We start from the raw sequence: 16,029 nt of genomic DNA on the forward strand, positions 1-16,029 counted from the left end.
ATGACCGCCGCCACAGTCGACGAGACCACCGCCCAGCAGCCGCTCTCCGCGCTCCTCCGCGAGGGGTCGCGGACCGAGCACGAGGCCGCCGAGAGCGAGACCTTCGTGAGCGAGCTGCTCGCCGGTCGTGTCGAGCCGGCGGCGTACCTCGCCTTCCTCCTCCGGCTGGTCGCGGTCTACCGCGCGCTGGAGTCGGTCGGCGCCACGCTCGCCGCCGACCCGGTGGCCGGTCCGGTCGTCGACCCGGCGCTCCACCGTGGCCCGGCGCTCGCCGAGGACGTCGCGCACTGGTGGGTCGCGGCGGGACGGGCGCCCCACGCGCTCGACCTGGACCTCGCGGTCGCCGACGCCGTCGCGCAGAGCCCCGCCACCCGTGCGTACGTCGACCGGGTGCACGCCTCCGCGTCCTGGGGCGGGCTCTACGTCGCCCACCACTACACGCGCTACCTCGGCGACCTGTCCGGCGGGCAGGCGATGGGGCGGGTCCTCAGCCGCACGTTCGACCTGGAGCACGGCGAGGGCGTGCGGTTCTTCTCCTTCGACGCGGTGCCGAAGACCAAGCCCTACAAGGACCGCTACCGCGCCCGGCTGGATGCGCTCCCCGTGGACGCGGCCGGCCGCGACCGGATGCTGGCCGAGGTGCGGGCGGCGTTCGCGCTCAACGGCGCGATCTTCCAGGAGCTCGACGCGACGCTACCCGGCCGCCGCGCCTGAGCCTGTCCACCCGGACAGTAAGGTCGTCCGGGTGAACGACCGGCTGGTGTGGATCGACTGCGAGATGACCGGGCTGGACCTCGAGCGTGACGCGCTCATCGAGGTCGCGGCCCTGGTCACCGACTTCGAGCTCAACGTGCTCGGGGACGGCGTCGACGTGGTCATCAAGCCACCGGCCGAGGCGCTGGAGCAGATGGACGACTTCGTCCGCGAGATGCACACCACCTCGGGGCTGCTCGAGGAGCTCGACCACGGGATGACCGTGGCCGAGGCCGAGGAGCAGGTCCTCGCCTACATCCGGCAGCACTGCCCCGAGGGGAGCCGGCCGCCCCTGGCGGGCAACACGATCGGCACCGACCGGATGTTCATCGCCCGCGACATGGGCCAGCTCGAGACGTTCCTGCACTACCGCGTCGTCGACGTCTCCTCCATCAAGGAGCTCGCCCGGCGCTGGTACCCGCGCGCGTACTTCAACGCTCCTGCCAAGCACGGCAACCACCGGGCGCTGGCGGACATCCGGGAGAGCATCGAGGAGCTGCGTTACTACCGCGCCGCCGTCTTCGTCCCGCCCCCGGGCCCCGCGTCGGCCGAGGCCAAGGAGCTCGCCCAGCAGCACGGTGGCTCGCTGAGCACCCCGTCCACCGACCCGGGTCCCGGTGAGGGGACGCCCTGACAGCAGGTATGCTGTCTCCTCGTTGCCCGGTCCGCCGGGCTTCGTCATGGTGGATGTAGCTCAGCTGGTAGAGCGCCGCGTTGTGGTCGCGGATGTCGCGGGTTCGAGTCCCGTCATTCACCCCAAGTAGCGCGCATCGCGTCAGCCGGACAGCGCAGCAGGACCCGCCGCTTCCTGTGTGCGCTCCCACGCCTCTTCTGCAGTCAGCGCGGACGCCGGCGAGGACCACATGGTCGGCGCCGCGTACCGTTGCTCGTGGTGCGCCGGGAAGTCTGGTCGGCAGCGACGACCCCGACCCCGAAAGAGGCAACCGTGACCGCACCACGCAGCCGCCCGACCCGCGTGCTCACCCGCGGCTCGTTCAGCGAGTCCACCAGGATCAGCGAGATCCTGCGCAAGGAGACCGTCGGCGGCGCGCTCCTGCTCCTCGGCACCGTCCTCGCCCTGGTGTGGATCAACTCTCCAGCCGGTGACTCTTATTCCGCGCTGAGGGACCACACCGTCGGCCCTGAGTCACTCCACCTCGACCTGTCGCTCGGCACGTGGGCCGCCGACGGGCTCCTGGCCATCTTCTTCTTCGTCGTCGGACTCGAGCTCAAGCGGGAGTTCGTCGCCGGCGACCTCCGCGACCCGGGCCGTGCCGCGCTGCCCATCCTCGCGGCGCTCGGAGGCGTCGTGGTCCCGGCCCTCATCTACGTCCTGGTCAATCTGAACACCGGGGGCGGCGCGCTCGACGGCTGGGCCATCCCGACGGCCACCGACATCGCCTTCGCGCTGGCCGTCCTGGCCATCATCAGCACGCACCTGCCGACCGGGCTACGCACGTTCCTCCTGACCCTCGCCGTCGTCGACGACCTGGTCGCAGTCACCATCATCGCGGTCTTCTACACCGCCGAGCTGGACCTTCTTCCGCTCGCGGCCGCCGTGGTGCCGCTGGGGCTGTTCGCGCTCGCTGTGCAGCGTCGTGTCCGTTCCTGGTGGTTGTTGCTCCCGTTGGCGGCCGCGACATGGGTGCTCATCCACGAGTCGGGTGTCCACGCCACCGTTGCCGGAGTGCTCCTCGGCTTCACGGTCCCCGTCATCCGTTCGGCTGCCGCCGGCGGACCTCAGGCCGGTCCGGGGCTCGCCGAGCACTTCGAGCATCGTCTCCGCCCCATCTCGGCCGGCGTCGCCGTGCCGATCTTCGCGTTCTTCGCCGCCGGCGTGGAGATCGGCGGCCTGAGCGGGCTGACCGAGTCACTGAGCGATCCGATCGCACTCGGCATCATCGCCGGACTGGTGCTCGGCAAGCCGATCGGAATCCTCGGCACTGCCTGGCTCACCGCTCGCTTCACGCACGCCAGCCTCGACGACGAGCTCAGCTGGCTCGACGTGCTCGGCGTGGCACTGCTCGGCGGGATCGGGTTCACCGTCTCCCTGCTCATCGGCGACCTTGCGTTCGGCGCCGGCAGCACGGCCGACGACCACGTCAAGGTCGGCATCCTGGTCGGGTCCCTGACCGCCGGGGCGCTCGCTGCAGTGTTGGTGAAGTCGCGGGACCGGGTCTACGAGCGCATGGCTCTGGCCGAGAGCGTCGACCTCGACGCCGACGGGGTGCCCGACGTGTACCAACGGCCACGACGGGATGGGACAGAGGAACCTGGAGCGGACCGCGACTCGTGATCGTCGCTCGGTGTTCTCACACCGTCACGGAGCGGTCAGGACCGGGGAGCCATCGCCCCGGTCACGTGGCAGTTCTGCTCGTTGTAGTGACAGGCCATGCAGAGCGACGCCATCGGCAGGATGTCGAGACGTTCGGCATCGAGGGATCGCGCACAGGTGACGCACGTGCCGTAGGTTCCGTCCTCCAGGCGAGCAAGGGCCGCCTCCACCTCCGACAGCGCCGCGAGCGCGGAGGTGCGCAGCACCTTCCGCACGCTCTCGTGTCGGGGGTCGGCCGCCGGGTCGGAGTCCAGGTCGGCGAGCTGCGCCAGGCGGAACCGCCGCTCCTCCCGGAGACGTCTCCACCGGTCGGCGTGGTCGGCGGCGTAGCCAGGCACTGCGTCGTTCGTGGCGGTGGTGGGCTCGGTCGCCGTCATCGCGATCACTCCTCGGGCCGGTCGTGCCTTCCATGGTGTGGGACGTCCCTGCCGCATCACAGAGGCGGGCTCGGCCAACTGTGGCGCAGGAACGTTGCCGGAGCCCGGCAGCCAGGAGTGGTCCCACCGGTCGTCACACGAGGAGGCTGAGCTGATGTCGTCGCAGGAGCGCAGGGCCCTCCCCGGCGAAGTCCGCCGGCAGGCCGACGACGTCGCCGCCCTGATCTCGGACCTCGTCGACCGGGCGACGAGGGGGACGGGAGTCAACACGTCCGAGCACGTGGCCATGGTCCATGCCGCCGGGGTCAGAGCAGCGGAGGTCGGGCTCAGCGCAGGCGAGGCTGTGGAGCTCTACCTGTCGGTGGTGCTCGACGCCCGAGGTGACGCCGACGCGTGGAGCGGGGAGGCACTCCTGGCGGCCCTGCGCGACGCCATCCCAGTCCTCGTGCAGGCGCACCAGAGCGCCGGCCAGACGATGGTGCGCCAGCAGGCCGTGGCACGCGTCGAGTTCATCGACGACCTCCTGCGCGGCGACGCCGACATCGCCAGCCTGGTGCAACGGGCCGAGCCCTTCGGCCTCGATCTCAGCGCGTCGCACCAGGTGGTGCTCGCGACGCCCACGGCCGCGCGGCTGGTGGAGGACCGCGACCAGAACAGCTTCAACAGGACGGTCCTCGAGCGGTACGGCGACCGCGGCGTCCTCGTCACCACGAAGGCCAACCACCTGGTCGCCGTGCTCCCGGTGCGGGCCGGTCGCGACGTGGACGAGCCGGCACGGGAGCTCCAGGAGAACCTTCGACGCACCGAACCGCGGCGATCCTGGCGGTTCGCCGTGGGAAGGCCGTACGCCGGCCCCTACGGCGTCGCGCGCTCCTACCAACAGGCTCGCGAGGCGATCGTCCTGGCCGAACGGTTGCACCCCGAGGACGACATGGTGCCGACCAGGGACCTGCTCATCTACCGCGTGCTCGGCCGCGACCGCGCCGCGCTGGCCGACCTCGTGGAGACGGTGCTGACACCGCTCACCCGAGCACGAGGCGGTCCGGAACCGTTGATCGACACGCTCGAGACGTACTTCGCGACCCGCGAGGTCGCCACCGAGACCGCTCGCCGACTGCACGTCTCGGTCCGGACCGTCACCTACCGGCTCGCTCGCATCACCCAGCTGACGGAATACGACCCGTCAGTGCCGACCCAGCGGTTGACCCTGCAGGCAGCCATCGTCGGTGCCAGGTTGCTCCCTTGGCCGGCGTCGGAGCAGAAGTAGCAGTCGGCCCCTCCATGTCCCACAACCGCTCCGGGAGCGGCAGGCGCTGTCGCCCGAGCCGAGGCCGAGTCGCAGGTCCGCCCACGGGCGGATGCGCAGCGACAGAGGGGCGTCTAGGGTCCCGGCGTGCCACCTGACCTGACGCCACCCGAGCCACCGCTGCCGCGGTGGCGGCTCGGACCACGCGGCCGCGTCTGGTTCGACGCGCTCCTGGTGGTGGCCCTGGCGACGCCGATCGCGTCGTTCCCGCTCGTCGGGCTCACCGCCGTCACGGTGGTGCTGGCGCTCGCGCAGGTGCTGCCGCTGCTGTGGCGGCGCGAGCGGCCGGTCGGCTCCTTCGCGGTGATCGCCGCTGCGAGCGCCCTGCAGGCGGTCGCGATCGACGTGCCGCTGTGGAGCCAGGTCGCGTTCCCCGTGGCGACCTACTCCGTCGTCCGCTACGCGAAGCCGGTCTGGGGCTGGGTCGCGCTGGGCGTGGGGCTGGCCGGTGCCGTCGTCGCCGGCCTGGACTGGACGGCGTCGTACGCCGGCTCCCGCACCGCGGCGCTCCCCACCATGCTCACCGTCGCCACGATCGTGGTCGCGTCGTGGGCGCTCGCGATGGCCGGGCGCACCCGGCAGGCCTACGTCGACGCGCTGGTCGAGCGTGGCCACCGGCTCGCCCACGAGGCCGCCCAGCAGGCCGAGCTCGCCGCCGCCGACGAACGGGCTCGGATCGCCCGGGAGATGCACGACGTGGTCGCGCACGGGCTGTCGGTGATCGTGGTGCAGGCCGACGGCGCGAGGTACGCCGCGGCCCAGGACCCGTCCGCCGCCACCACGGCCCTCGCCACGATCTCGGCGACCGGCCGCGAGGCACTCGACGAGATGCGCCGCATGCTCGGGGTCCTCCGGGCCGGCCCGCAGGCGGCCACCGGCACCCGGCCGCAGCCCCGGTTGGGCGACCTGGCCGGGCTGGTCGAGGAGGCGCGCGCGGCCGGCCTGCCGGTGCTCGCCGAGCTGCCGGAACCGGCCGCCGACGTCCCGGACGGTGCGGCCCTGACCGCCTACCGGGTCGTCCAGGAGGCGCTCACCAACGTGCGCAAGCACGCCGGCCGCGGCGCCTCGGTCGCGCTGCGCGTGCACGTGGCCCCTGAGGCGCTCGACGTGCTGGTCGAGGACGACGGCGCCGGGCCCGCCGCGGCCGACGACGGGCGCGGCCTCGGGCTGCTCGGGATGCGGGAGCGGGTCGCCAGCCACGGCGGCACCCTCGACGCCGGGCCCCGGCCGGGCCGCGGGTTCAGGGTCGCTGCGAGGATCCCGCTGTGACCGCACCTGCCACCGACGAGCCGATCCGGGTCTTCCTCGTCGACGACCAGCAGATGGTGCGCGCCGGATTCCGGATGCTCGTGGAGAGCCAGCCCGACCTCACGGTCGTCGGCGAGGCGGGCGACGGGCAGGAGGCGGTCGACCGGCTCGCCGCGACCCGCGCCGACGTGGTCCTCATGGACGTGCGGATGCCGCGGCTCGACGGCGTCGAGGCGACCCGCGTGCTCGCGGGCCGCCCCGGGTCGCCACGGGTCATCGTGCTCACGACCTTCGACCTCGACGAGTACGCCTTCGCCGCGCTGAAGGCCGGCGCCTCGGCGTTCCTGCTCAAGGACGCCGCGCCGCCCGAGCTCCTCGGGGCCGTCCGTCGCGTGCACGACGGCGACGCCGTCGTCGCGCCGAGCACCACGCGGCGGCTCCTCGACCACGTGGTGGAGGCGCTCCCCGGCCCGTCCGCGCCGGGTGCGCGCCACGACGGGCGGCTCGACGGGCTGACCGAGCGCGAGCGCGAGGTGTTGGTGCTGGTGGGCCGCGGCCTGTCCAACAAGGAGATCGCCGAGCACCTCGTCGTCGGCGAGGCGACCGTCAAGACCCACGTCGGCCGGCTGCTCGCGAAGACCGGCTCCCGGGACCGGGTCCACCTGGTGGTGCTCGCCTACGAGACGGGGCTGGTCCGGCCCGGCTGAGGTCCACCCGTGGTCGGACACCGCCGACCACGGTCCCCCTGCCGTCGTACGCAGGTTCCGTCTCCGGCCTGACGATCCGGGAGCCCGGGATTCCTAGCGTCGTGGCCATGCTCGAGACACTCCACGACCCGTCCTCCTCCCCCACCGGGGGGCCACGCCTCGCCGCCACCGCGCGCGGCCTCACCCGCACCTACGGCCGCGGCGACAACGCCGTCCACGCGCTCCGCGGCGTCGACCTCGACCTGCCGGCCGGCCGCTTCACCGCGGTCATGGGTGCCTCCGGCTCCGGCAAGTCCACGCTGATGCACTGCCTCGCCGGGCTCGACCAGCCGACCTACGGGACCGTCACCGTTGCCGGGACCGAGCTGCAGTCGCTCGACGACACCCGGCTGACGGTGTTCCGCCGCGAGCACCTCGGGTTCGTCTTCCAGTCCTTCAACCTGCTGCCGATGCTCACCGCGCGGCAGAACGTCCTGCTCCCGCTGGAGCTGGCCGGGCGCCGGCTCGACGGCGAGACGCGTGAGCGGTTCGACCGGGTGGTGGCGGTGCTCGGGCTCGCCGACCGGCTCGACCACCGCCCCGGCGAGCTCTCCGGCGGCCAGCAGCAGCGCGTCGCGATCGCCCGCGCCCTGGTCACCCGCCCGGCGCTGGTCTTCGCCGACGAGCCGACCGGCAACCTCGACAGCCGGTCGTCGGCCGAGGTCCTCGGTTTCCTCCGCCGCTCGGTCCGCGAGCTCGGGCAGACCGTGGTGATGGTGACCCACGAGCTCGAGGCGGCGTCGTACGCCGACGACGTCGTCGTGATCTCCGACGGCCGGGTCCGCGCCCACCTCGTGGGTCCGACCCCCGACGCCGTCCTCGCGGCGCTGCGCGGCCAGGAGATCGGGGCGTGAGGACCGTGCTGCTGGCGTCGCTGCGAACGCACACGCGGCGCTACGTCGCGGCCGCGCTCGCGGTCGCCATCGGGGTCGCCTTCGTGGTGACCACCGGGATCCTGAGCTCGGCCACCAAGGACGGCATGGTGAGCAGCGTCGGCGTCCCCTACGAGAACGCCGACCTGGTCGTCTCGGGGCTCGACGGCGACCAGGCCGCTGCCGTCGTGGAGCGGGCCCGGGAACGCGGCGACCACGCGTCGGTGCTCGGCTGGTCGCTGCTGCCGCTCGCCGAGGACGGCCGCCGGGTCTCCGACCGCGTCGAGGTCGGCGCGCTCGCCGACGGCGAGGCGCTGCGGTGGCAGGAGCTGCGTGACGGCACGTTCCCCGGGCAGGCCGGGGAGGCGGTGGCCGACGTCAACGCCGCGAAGAGCCTCGGGCTCGAGGTCGGCGACCGGCTGCAGGTCGGCACCGGTGCCCGCGCCGCGGACGTCACCCTCGTCGGGCTCGTCGACACACCGTCGGCCAGCGTCGCCGCCGACCTCTACCTCCCCTGGGACGCCGTCGCGCCGATCGCGCGGACGTTGTACGTCGACAGCATCGCGTACGACGTCGCCGGTCCCGCCGACCCGCAGGTCCGCCCCCTCGAGCGGTTCTCCGGCGCGACCGTCCAGGCGGCCGACCAGTTCGTGGTCGACCGGCAGGCCGAGATCACCAAGGACGTCGACATCGTCGCGATCGTGCTGCTGGTGTTCGCGACCATCGCGTTGTTCGTCGCCGTACTCGTCATCGCGAACACCTTCTCGATCCTGTTCGCCCAACGGGCACGGGACTTCGCGCTCCTCCGGTGCGTGGGCGCCACCCGCCGGCAGGTGCTCCGGTCGGTGCGGATCGAGGGGCTGGTGCTCGGCCTGGTCGCCGCCGCCACGGGCGTCCTGGCCGGCACCGGCACCGGCCACCTGCTGGTCGCCGTCGCCCGCGACCGGTTCGACGAGGGCACGATCGGCGAGCCGAGCCCCTCCGCCGGCTGGTACCTCGGCGGCCTCCTCCTCGGCGTCGTCGCCACCGTGGCCGCTTCCTGGTTCCCGACCCGGAGGGTGGTCGCCGTCGGCCCCCTCGAGGCGCTGCAGCCGGCCGGCGCGGTCGACCCGCGGACCCCTGCCGGCGTGGTCCGGCTCGCCGCCGGGGTGCTGGTCCTCGTGGCCGGCGTCGCGGCCCTCGTCCTCGCGATGGCCGACCACGAGGTGCCACCGATGCTGGCCGGGGGTGCGGCCACGTTCACCGGGGTGCTGCTGCTCGGGCCGGTGCTCGTCCCGCCGCTCGTGCGCCTCGCCGGTCTCGTGTCGGGACGGCTGCTCGGCTCACCCGGACGGCTGGCCGCGGCGAACGCCGTACGCAACCCGAGGCGGACGGCGGCGACCACCGCGTCGCTCCTGGTCGGCGTCACCCTCACCACCGCCGTCCTCACCGGGATGGCGACCTCGCGCACCGCGGTCGACGACGAGATGGACCAGTCGCACCCGGTGGACCTGACGCTGACCTCGACCGGGGCCGAGCTGCCCGCGACCCTGCTCGACGACGTGCTCGCGACCGATGGCGTCCGGGCCGCGGCCGCACTCCCGGGCACCACGGCACGGGTCTCCGGGATCGGCGAGGTGCAGCTCCTCGCTGCCGACCGGGCCGCGGTCGACGACGTCGTGCACGGCGAGCCGGCGATCGTCGTGCCCGGGCCCGACCAGGTGCTCGTGCCGTGGGACTCGCTCGGCGCAGGGCAGGCCGGCGGCGACCAGGTCCGGGTCACGGTCGACGGCACCGCCCGCACGCTCACCCTGCGAGGCGGCGACGGGTGGGGCAGCGCCGCCGTGGTCGCGCCGGAGACGCTGACCGCGCTGACCGGAGGCGCCGCCACCGGCACCCGGTCGGTGTGGGTGCAGGCCGAGGACGGCGCGGACCCCGAGGACCTCGGCGGCGACCTGGACGCCCTGGGTGCCCCGGCCGGGGCCGAGCTGGCCAACGGGCTCGGCGAGCGGGCCTGGGTCTACCTCCAGCTCGACGTCCTCACCGCGTCGGTCGTCGCCCTGCTCGGCATCGCGGTGGTCATCGCGCTGATCGGCATCGGCAACACCCTCGGGCTGTCGGTGCTGGAGCGCGGCCGGGAGCACGCGCTGCTGCGGGCCCTGGGGCTCACCCGGCGCCAGCTGCGCTCGCTGCTCGGCGCGGAGGCGGTCCTGCTGTCGGTGACCGCCACCCTGCTCGGCACGGCCCTGGGCATCGCCTACGCGTGGGTCGGCGTCCGCACGATGGTCGAGCCGGCCGTCGAGGCGGCCACCCTGCAGCTCCCCGTGCCCCAGCTGGTGGTCGTCGTGCTGGTCGCCGCGGTGGCGGGGCTCCTCGCCTGCGTCCTCCCGGCACGGCGGGCGGCGCGGACCGCCCCGGCCGCGGGGCTCGCCCTGGAGTGACGGGGGTGGGGAGAGTGGGTGGTGTTCCGGTGCTCGCGGGGTACTTCTGCTCCATGAGCACCGGACCACTCGACCCCGTGGAGAACGAGCCCGCCGACCAGGACGTCGACGAGCGCTACCCCGACGACCAGCCCAACGAGGAGGACGCCATCGGGACGAACACACCGGACGCGGATCCGGAACGTCCCGAGACGCTGCCGCCGGGTCGCCCCCAAGGCTGACCCGGAGGCAGGAGGCTCTCCCGCCTAGCGGCAGGCCCCCACCGCCAGGTCACCACTCGGCACCCGCCGGCCGGTGCCCACGGGCACTCGGTGCAGCCCGCCGTCCGGAGACCTGGTGACGAGCGCGACCGGCCGCTCACCGTCCGGCCAGAGCACCAGCGCGACACAGCCCGGGTACCGCTCGGACCACGACTCCTGCCAGAGCGCGGTCCCCGGCTCCTCCACCGCGCCGTCCGGCTCGGGGTCGGCCGCTCCGCCGGCCGTCGTCGGCAGCCCGGTGGCGCCCGCCGCGGACAGCACGGCGGCGACGGCCACGGTCGTGACACAGCCCTGCAGCAGCTGGCCTGCGCGGGCCTCGTTGGTGACGCGCATCGTTCCCCCTGTGGCTGACACCGGCTCAACGAAGCCGAAAAGCCGGGGTTATGCCGGTCGACGACGGCGCCTCCGGGGCGGGACGGCGCCGCTCTAGTACGTTGACCGCGATGACCGAGCCCACCCTCCAGAGCAGGTACGACGTCGTGGTGATCGGCGGCGGCCACAACGGGCTCACGGCTGCGGCGTACCTCTCCCAGGCAGGGCTCTCCGTCCTCGTCCTCGAGCGGCTCGGGGCGACCGGCGGCGCGGCGATCTCCCAGGAGCTGTTCGAGGGGCTGCCCGCGCGGTTCTCCCCCTACGCGCACCTGCTCGGGCTCTTCCCCGAACGCATCAGCAAGGAGCTCGCGCTCGACGTGCAGCTGCGGACCCGGCGGACGGCGTCGTACGCACCGGCGATCCGCGGCGGACGCCACTCCGGGCTCCTCGTCGAGCGCAACCCGACCCAGATCACCGAGGACTCGTTCCGGGCGATGACCGGCTCCGGTCGGGAGTACGACGCCTACCGCGCGTTCCAGGGCCACCTCGCCGACCTCGCCGACGTGGTCGCGCCGTCCCTCCTCGAGCCGCTCGTCGACCGGGCCGAGATGGAGCGACGCACCAACCCGACGACCTGGCGCAACGTCGTCGAGGAGCCGATCGGCCGGCTGGTCGAGCAGCAGCTCGAGGACGACATCGTGCGCGGGCTGGCCGCCTCGAACGCCGTCTACGGCACCTTCACCGACCTGCACTCCCCCGACCTCGACCAGAACCGCACCTTCCTGACGATGGTGCTGGGCGACGCCGGCAACGGGTGGCAGGTGCCGATCGGCGGCATGGGCGCGGTGACCGCCGCGCTGGAGCGCACGGTGCACGCGCACGGCGGCGAGGTGGTGACGCGCGCGTTCGTGACCCGGATGCAGAGCACCGGGACGGCGGCCCGGGTCGCCTTCCGCACCGGCGGCACCGAGCAGGCCGTCGAGTGCGACTGGGTCCTGTCCAACGTCGCCCCCTGGGTGCTGCGGCTCATGCTGGGCGAGAACCCGGGGCCACGGCCCGAGGGCTCCGTGCTCAAGATCGACATGCTGCTCGACCGGCTGCCGCGGTTGCGGGCCGGGGTGTCACCGCCGATGGCGTTCGCCGGCACCGTGCACTTCGGCACCCACTACGAGCAGCTGCAGCAGGCGTTCCTCGAGGCGCAGGAGGGGTTCATCCCGGAGGTGCCGCCGGGGGTGCTGTTCTGCCACAGCCTCACCGATCCCTCGGTGCTCGGGACCCTGGCGATGGAGGGCAAGCACGCCTTCTCGTTCCTGGGGTTCCACGCGCCCGCGCGGCTGTTCTCCGGCCACGTCGACGTGCAGCGCGACGAGATCGTGCTGCGCATCCTCGACTCGATCAACACCCACCTCGAGGAGCCGATCGAGAGCCTGGTGTCCCTCGACGCGAACGGGAACCCGTGCCTCCTCGCCCGGGCACCGCAGGACGTCGAGTCGACGTTGGCGATGCCCGGCGGCCACATGTTCCACGGACCGCTGTCCTGGCCGTGGCACGAGGGCGACGAGCCGCCCGCGACCCCGGCCGAGAGGTGGGGCGTGGCGACCGACATCCCCAACGTGCTGCTCTGCGGCGCAGGCGCGGTGCGCGGCGGCGGGGTGTCCGGGGTCGGCGGCCACAATGCGGCGATGGCGGTGCTGGAGGCGACGGGCCGCAGCGTGCCGGCCGCCACCTGACCGCTACACGTCCCGGGGGTCGACCTGGACGATCGGGGCGCTGGTCGGCTGCTCGGAGCCGCCGGCCGGCTCGACCGTGAGCGCCACCTCGGTGTCCTCCTCGGGCATCCCCATCGCGGCGCCCGCCTCGACGTCGTCGAGCACGGCCGCGCTGACCATCTCGGTGCCGTGCACCGCCCAGATCTGGTAGACCCGCCCCTCGCCCGGGTCCGGCAGCCCGCTGGTGTCGACCGCCATCTCGTTGCGGCTCGGCGAGACGCCGACGGTGAGCCGGCCGCCGTTCGCGGTCTCCACCGTGGCGGTCCGCGCGTCCTCGGCCTCGAAGACCTGCTCCACCGCCGTCGGGACCGGCTCGTCGTCGCGGAGCGCGTCCACCGTGACCGCGGCGCCGCCGGCCACCACGACGGCGGCCGCCGCGGCGGCGACCCAGGTGCGCCAACGGCGGGGCTGCGCGCCCCGCTCTCGAGGGCGCAGGTCGAGCCGCGGCGGCTGCTGGGGCGTCCGGTCGGCGGCGGCGAGCACCCGCGCCTTGAGCTCCGGCGGCGGCGGCTCGGCCTCCGCCGCGCCCATGAGGGCGGCGGCCCGTCGCAGCTCGCGGACCTCGTCACGGCAGGCGGCACACCCCTCGAGGTGGCTGCGGAACTCCGCGGCCTCCTCGGGGCTCAGCGCGTCGAGGGCGTAGGCGCCCGACAGGGTGTGGACGTCGGCGGTCATCGGGGGGTCTCCAGGCAGTCGCGCAGACGGATCAGCCCGTCCCGCATCCGAGTCTTGATCGTGGGCAGCGGCTTGTCGAGCAGCGTCGCCACCTCCGGGTAGGTGTAGCCGTTGAAGTAGGCCAGCCGCACCGACTCCAGCTGGAGCGCGGTCAACGTCTCCAGGCAGTCGCGGACGGCACCGTGCTCCTCGGCCGCGATCAGCCGGTCGTCGGCCGCGTCGTGGTGCACCTCGTCGGGGACGCCGGCGTGCTCGTCGTACTTCTTCTGTGCCTCGTTGCGCCGGACCGCGTCCACCGCGCGGCGGTGCGCGATCGTCATGATCCAGGTCTTCGCCGACCCCCGCTCCAGGTCGAACCCCGGGGCCTTGCGCCACACGTCGAGGAAGACCTCCTGCGTGACGTCCTCGGCGCGGGCCGGGTCGCGGACCACCCGTCGCGCGACGCCGTAGACCATCGAGCCGACCTCGTCGTACAGCTGCTCGAAGGCGGCGCTGTCACCGAGTGCGACCTGGCCGACGAGCACGTCGACGTCGGCGGGTTCGCGCGCGTGCACGAGCCGCAGCCCGGGTTCGGAACCCATCCGTGTGCCTCCCTGGGGACCGGGCGGCACGGGGTGGAACCGCCTCTCGACGTAGTTCGTCGGTGGAGCCTTCCCGGATTGCCCCGCCTCGATTTCGGCTGCACGATCCCCGCTGGTAAGGTTGAGCCCGCTCCAGGCGCCATTAGCTCAATTGGCAGAGCAGCTGACTCTTAATCAGCGGGTTCGGGGTTCGAGTCCCTGATGGCGTACGCGAAGCAAACGAACGGCCCCTCCTCCGGCAGGGGCCGTTCGTCGTTTCCCCGTCGGTCACCGGGCCGCCCCACCTGCGAGACTGGACCGGTGACCGTCGAGACTCCCGAGCTCCCTCAGGGATGGTCCGTCCGGGTCCCGGGCGGCGCCGACGTCCCGGCCCTGGTCGCCCTCTCCAACGAGCGGCGGCAGGCCGCCCGGGTGCCGGGCGGGGTCGACACCGAGCGCGTGGAGTCGATGGTGGTCGGACCGGCCTCGTGGACGCGGCGGCAGCTGGTGGCCGAGCACGACGGCGAGCTCTCCGGCTGGGTCGTCGTCCACGACCGCGCGGCCGGGCGGACCGGAGTCGACCTGGTCGTCCGGCCCGACGTCCCGGGCGCCGACGAGGTCGCCGGCGCGCTCCTCGGGTGGGCGGCGGCGACGGCCCGCGCGGTGGTGGCGGAGCGGGGGCTGACCACGACCCAGCTCGACGCCTCGCCGTACGTCGCCGAGCAGCGGCTCAAGCAGTGGCTGACCGCGGCCGGCTACCGCAAGACCCGGACCTGGCTGCAGATGACCCGCCCTGTCGACGACGCCGCGGCGCTCCCGCCCCCGCGCGAGGGGGTCGTCGTGCGCCGGGTCGCGACGCACGACAACGGGGTGCCGGTCGCCGCCGACCTGCAGCGGGTGCACCGGGTGCTCGAGGAGTCGTTCGCGGACCACTTCAACTCCTACCGCGAGAGCTTTCCGGAGTTCCTGCAGCGGCTGCGCGAGGACCCGGGACACCGGTGGGACCACTGGTGGATCGCCGAGGTCGACGTGGACGGCGAGACGATCACCGGCGGCGCGCTCGTCGCCACCGTGTCGCAGGAGGACGCGACGGGGAGCGAGGGCAGCTACGTCGACTACATCGGCGTGCACCGTGACGCCCGCGGGCGCGGGATCGCCAAGGCGCTGCTGCACACGGTGATCCGCGACGCCCACGACCTCGGTCGCAACCGGGTCGGGCTCGAGGTGGACGCGGACTCCCCCACCGGAGCGGACGCGCTCTACCGGTCGATGGGGTGGACGACCAGCTACGAGACCGAGTCCTGGCACGCGGAGTGCCGCGTCTGACGGTCTGGCGGGTCTGACGGGTAGCCCCGCACCCGCCGGGTACGACCACGGCAGCACCGTCGACCCACAGGAGCCCGATGTCCAGGACCATCCGCCGCGGACTGCTCGCCGGGGCTGCCGGCACCGCCGCGCTCAACGCCGCCACCTACCTCGACATGGCCCTGCGCGGCCGACCGGCCAGCACCGTGCCGGAGCGCACGGTCGAGGCAGCCGCAGACCGGACCGGCATCGCCGTGCCGGGCGGCCGGAGCGCACGTGAGGCGCGGACGACCGCGCTCGGCGCGCTCGGAGGGGTCGCGACGGGGCTGGCCGTGGGCGTGGCCGCCAGCGCGGCACGCACGGCCGGGCTCCGGCTGCCTCCGGCGCTCGACACCCTCGCGACCGGCGGCGCAGCCCTGGTGCTCGGCAACGCCTCGTCGGTCCGCCTCGGCACCACCGACCCCCGCGGCTGGAGCGCGAGCGACTGGACCGCGGACGTGGTGCCGCACCTCGCGTTCGGGCTCGCCGCCTCCGCGGTGCTGCGTGAGAGCGAACCCCGCGAGCTCGACCGGTCGAGGCCGGTGCACGTGTCGCAACCGCCCAAGGAGAAGCGGCCGCGCGGGGTGCTCTCGCGCTCCGCGATGATCGGCTTCGCCTCCGGGATCCGCAGCTCGTTCGGGATCGCGGCAGTCGTGCTCGGCACGGGGTCGCGCCCTGGAGCTGTCCGCAAGGTCGTGGCGGCGGCGCCGGTCGCCGGCGAGCTCACCGCCGACAAGTTGCCGGCAGCGCCGAGCCGCCTCGAGCCGCCGTCGCTGGCGGTCCGGGGCGCGGTCGGTGCCGGGGCGGCCGCGGCGCTGGCCCGGCGAGACGAGGACGGCACGGTGCTTCCCGGCCTCGTCGGAGGCGTGGCCGCAGTGGCCGGGTCGTTCGTCGGCAACGCGTGGCGCGAGACGGCCACCGCGCGCCGGGCCCCGCTCGCCGCGGCCCTGCTGGAGGACGGGCTCGGGCTGCTGCTGGCGACCTCGGCGGCTCGACGCCGTTGACTGTCGGGGTCAGATGCGACGGCGGCCCCGGATGAGGGTGAGCGCGAG

At 73.9% G+C, this 16,029-nt stretch carries 16 protein-coding genes and 2 tRNA genes; 14 read left to right on the forward strand and 4 right to left on the reverse strand.

All coding sequences use genetic code 11. The annotated features are described in order from the left end of the window. From FIP57_RS00070 to nhaA, 4 genes are all read left to right on the forward strand, one after another. Positions 1 to 714 (forward strand): biliverdin-producing heme oxygenase, encoded by a 714-nt coding sequence (locus FIP57_RS00070; protein ID WP_148570709.1) that lies wholly within the window; start codon positions 1 to 3, stop codon positions 712 to 714. A 31-nt stretch (positions 715 to 745) separates the two neighbouring features. After that, the gene (orn, locus tag FIP57_RS00075) at positions 746 to 1,387 is read left to right on the forward strand and encodes an oligoribonuclease (protein ID WP_148570710.1); all 642 of its coding nucleotides are present in this window, start codon (positions 746 to 748) and stop codon (positions 1,385 to 1,387) included. A 49-nt stretch (positions 1,388 to 1,436) separates the two neighbouring features. After that, positions 1,437 to 1,512 (forward strand) — tRNA-His (locus FIP57_RS00080). 187 nt (positions 1,513 to 1,699) lie between these two features. After that, on the forward strand, positions 1,700 to 3,049 hold the full coding sequence (nhaA, locus tag FIP57_RS00085) for a Na+/H+ antiporter NhaA (protein ID WP_162529626.1): 1,350 nt from the start codon (positions 1,700 to 1,702) through the stop codon (positions 3,047 to 3,049). 35 nt (positions 3,050 to 3,084) lie between these two features. Here nhaA and FIP57_RS00090 read toward each other — a convergent pair whose 3' ends face one another. Beyond that, positions 3,085 to 3,465 (reverse strand): TraR/DksA family transcriptional regulator, encoded by a 381-nt coding sequence (locus FIP57_RS00090; RefSeq protein WP_148570714.1) that lies wholly within the window; start codon positions 3,463 to 3,465, stop codon positions 3,085 to 3,087. Between the two features lie 154 nt (positions 3,466 to 3,619). Here FIP57_RS00090 and FIP57_RS00095 point away from each other — a divergent pair, with 154 nt between their 5' ends. The 6 genes from FIP57_RS00095 to FIP57_RS22980 all read left to right on the forward strand — a co-directional run bounded on the left by FIP57_RS00095 (position 3,620) and on the right by FIP57_RS22980 (position 10,278). Then, positions 3,620 to 4,732, forward strand: coding sequence for a PucR family transcriptional regulator (locus FIP57_RS00095; RefSeq protein ID WP_148570717.1), 1,113 nt, complete (start codon positions 3,620 to 3,622; stop codon positions 4,730 to 4,732). Positions 4,733 to 4,858: 126 nt separating this feature from the next. Further along, on the forward strand, positions 4,859 to 6,040 hold the full coding sequence (locus FIP57_RS00100; RefSeq protein WP_148570719.1) for a sensor histidine kinase: 1,182 nt from the start codon (positions 4,859 to 4,861) through the stop codon (positions 6,038 to 6,040). Continuing rightward, positions 6,037 to 6,726, forward strand: a complete 690-nt coding sequence (locus tag FIP57_RS00105; protein ID WP_275266121.1) for a response regulator — start codon at positions 6,037 to 6,039, stop codon at positions 6,724 to 6,726. Before FIP57_RS00100 ends, FIP57_RS00105 begins: the two co-directional genes overlap by 4 nt. 107 nt (positions 6,727 to 6,833) lie before the next feature. Further along, positions 6,834 to 7,619: an ABC transporter ATP-binding protein gene (locus FIP57_RS00110; RefSeq protein WP_148570721.1), complete on the forward strand. Its 786-nt coding sequence runs from the start codon at positions 6,834 to 6,836 to the stop codon at positions 7,617 to 7,619. Beyond that, positions 7,616 to 10,057: an ABC transporter permease gene (locus FIP57_RS00115; RefSeq protein WP_148570723.1), complete on the forward strand. Its 2,442-nt coding sequence runs from the start codon at positions 7,616 to 7,618 to the stop codon at positions 10,055 to 10,057. The genes FIP57_RS00110 and FIP57_RS00115 overlap by 4 nt, the downstream gene beginning before the upstream one ends. A gap of 53 nt (positions 10,058 to 10,110) precedes the next feature. Then, positions 10,111 to 10,278 carry a hypothetical protein gene (locus tag FIP57_RS22980; RefSeq protein WP_162529627.1) on the forward strand — a complete coding sequence of 56 codons (168 nt, stop codon included), beginning with the start codon at positions 10,111 to 10,113 and terminating at the stop codon, positions 10,276 to 10,278. A gap of 24 nt (positions 10,279 to 10,302) precedes the next feature. Here the strand turns inward: FIP57_RS22980 and FIP57_RS00120 are convergent, their stop codons facing one another. Then, positions 10,303 to 10,650, reverse strand: a complete 348-nt coding sequence (locus FIP57_RS00120; protein ID WP_148570725.1) for a hypothetical protein — start codon at positions 10,648 to 10,650, stop codon at positions 10,303 to 10,305. A 110-nt stretch (positions 10,651 to 10,760) separates the two neighbouring features. Between FIP57_RS00120 and FIP57_RS00125 the strand changes: the two genes are divergently transcribed. Then, entirely contained in the window at positions 10,761 to 12,359 is a 1,599-nt protein-coding gene (locus tag FIP57_RS00125; protein WP_148570727.1) for a phytoene desaturase family protein, read from the forward strand. A gap of 3 nt (positions 12,360 to 12,362) precedes the next feature. Here FIP57_RS00125 and FIP57_RS00130 read toward each other — a convergent pair whose 3' ends face one another. Together FIP57_RS00130 and sigK are read right to left on the reverse strand one after the other, a co-directional pair. Next, the gene (locus FIP57_RS00130; protein ID WP_148570729.1) at positions 12,363 to 13,073 is read right to left on the reverse strand and encodes an anti-sigma factor; all 711 of its coding nucleotides are present in this window, start codon (positions 13,071 to 13,073) and stop codon (positions 12,363 to 12,365) included. After that, a complete protein-coding gene (sigK, locus tag FIP57_RS00135) occupies positions 13,070 to 13,654 on the reverse strand; it encodes an ECF RNA polymerase sigma factor SigK (protein ID WP_148570731.1) in 585 nt (194 codons plus the stop codon). The genes FIP57_RS00130 and sigK overlap by 4 nt, the downstream gene beginning before the upstream one ends. A 136-nt stretch (positions 13,655 to 13,790) precedes the next feature. On the opposite strand from sigK, the gene FIP57_RS00140 reads away from it, so the two are divergent. The 3 genes from FIP57_RS00140 to FIP57_RS23485 all read left to right on the forward strand — a co-directional run bounded on the left by FIP57_RS00140 (position 13,791) and on the right by FIP57_RS23485 (position 15,981). After that, a tRNA-Lys gene (locus FIP57_RS00140) sits at positions 13,791 to 13,863 on the forward strand. 91 nt (positions 13,864 to 13,954) lie between these two features. Then, on the forward strand, positions 13,955 to 14,959 hold the full coding sequence (locus tag FIP57_RS00145) for a GNAT family N-acetyltransferase (protein WP_238993181.1): 1,005 nt from the start codon (positions 13,955 to 13,957) through the stop codon (positions 14,957 to 14,959). Between the two features lie 77 nt (positions 14,960 to 15,036). Further along, positions 15,037 to 15,981 carry a hypothetical protein gene (locus FIP57_RS23485; protein WP_203230960.1) on the forward strand — a complete coding sequence of 315 codons (945 nt, stop codon included), beginning with the start codon at positions 15,037 to 15,039 and terminating at the stop codon, positions 15,979 to 15,981. Positions 15,982 to 16,029: the final 48 nt, after the last annotated feature.

The organism is Nocardioides caldifontis, assembly GCF_008087345.1.
GTDB classification, from domain to species: Bacteria; Actinomycetota; Actinomycetes; order Propionibacteriales; family Nocardioidaceae; genus Marmoricola_A; species Marmoricola_A caldifontis.

Bases quoted from the DNA above. Each gene is read 5' to 3' on its own strand.
- FIP57_RS00130 (WP_148570729.1), bottom strand. From the start codon at position 13,073: ATGACCGCCGACGTCCACACCCTGTCGGGCGCCTACGCCCTCGACGCG.
- FIP57_RS00090 (WP_148570714.1), bottom strand. From the start codon at position 3,465: ATGACGGCGACCGAGCCCACCACCGCCACGAACGACGCAGTGCCTGGC.
- FIP57_RS00095 (WP_148570717.1), top strand. From the start codon at position 3,620: ATGTCGTCGCAGGAGCGCAGGGCCCTCCCCGGCGAAGTCCGCCGGCAG.
- FIP57_RS00110 (WP_148570721.1), top strand. From the start codon at position 6,834: ATGCTCGAGACACTCCACGACCCGTCCTCCTCCCCCACCGGGGGGCCA.
- FIP57_RS00070 (WP_148570709.1), top strand. From the start codon at position 1: ATGACCGCCGCCACAGTCGACGAGACCACCGCCCAGCAGCCGCTCTCC.
- FIP57_RS00125 (WP_148570727.1), top strand. From the start codon at position 10,761: ATGACCGAGCCCACCCTCCAGAGCAGGTACGACGTCGTGGTGATCGGC.
- sigK (WP_148570731.1), bottom strand. From the start codon at position 13,654: ATGGGTTCCGAACCCGGGCTGCGGCTCGTGCACGCGCGCGAACCCGCC.
- FIP57_RS22980 (WP_162529627.1), top strand. From the start codon at position 10,111: ATGAGCACCGGACCACTCGACCCCGTGGAGAACGAGCCCGCCGACCAG.
- FIP57_RS23485 (WP_203230960.1), top strand. From the start codon at position 15,037: ATGTCCAGGACCATCCGCCGCGGACTGCTCGCCGGGGCTGCCGGCACC.
- FIP57_RS00120 (WP_148570725.1), bottom strand. From the start codon at position 10,650: ATGCGCGTCACCAACGAGGCCCGCGCAGGCCAGCTGCTGCAGGGCTGT.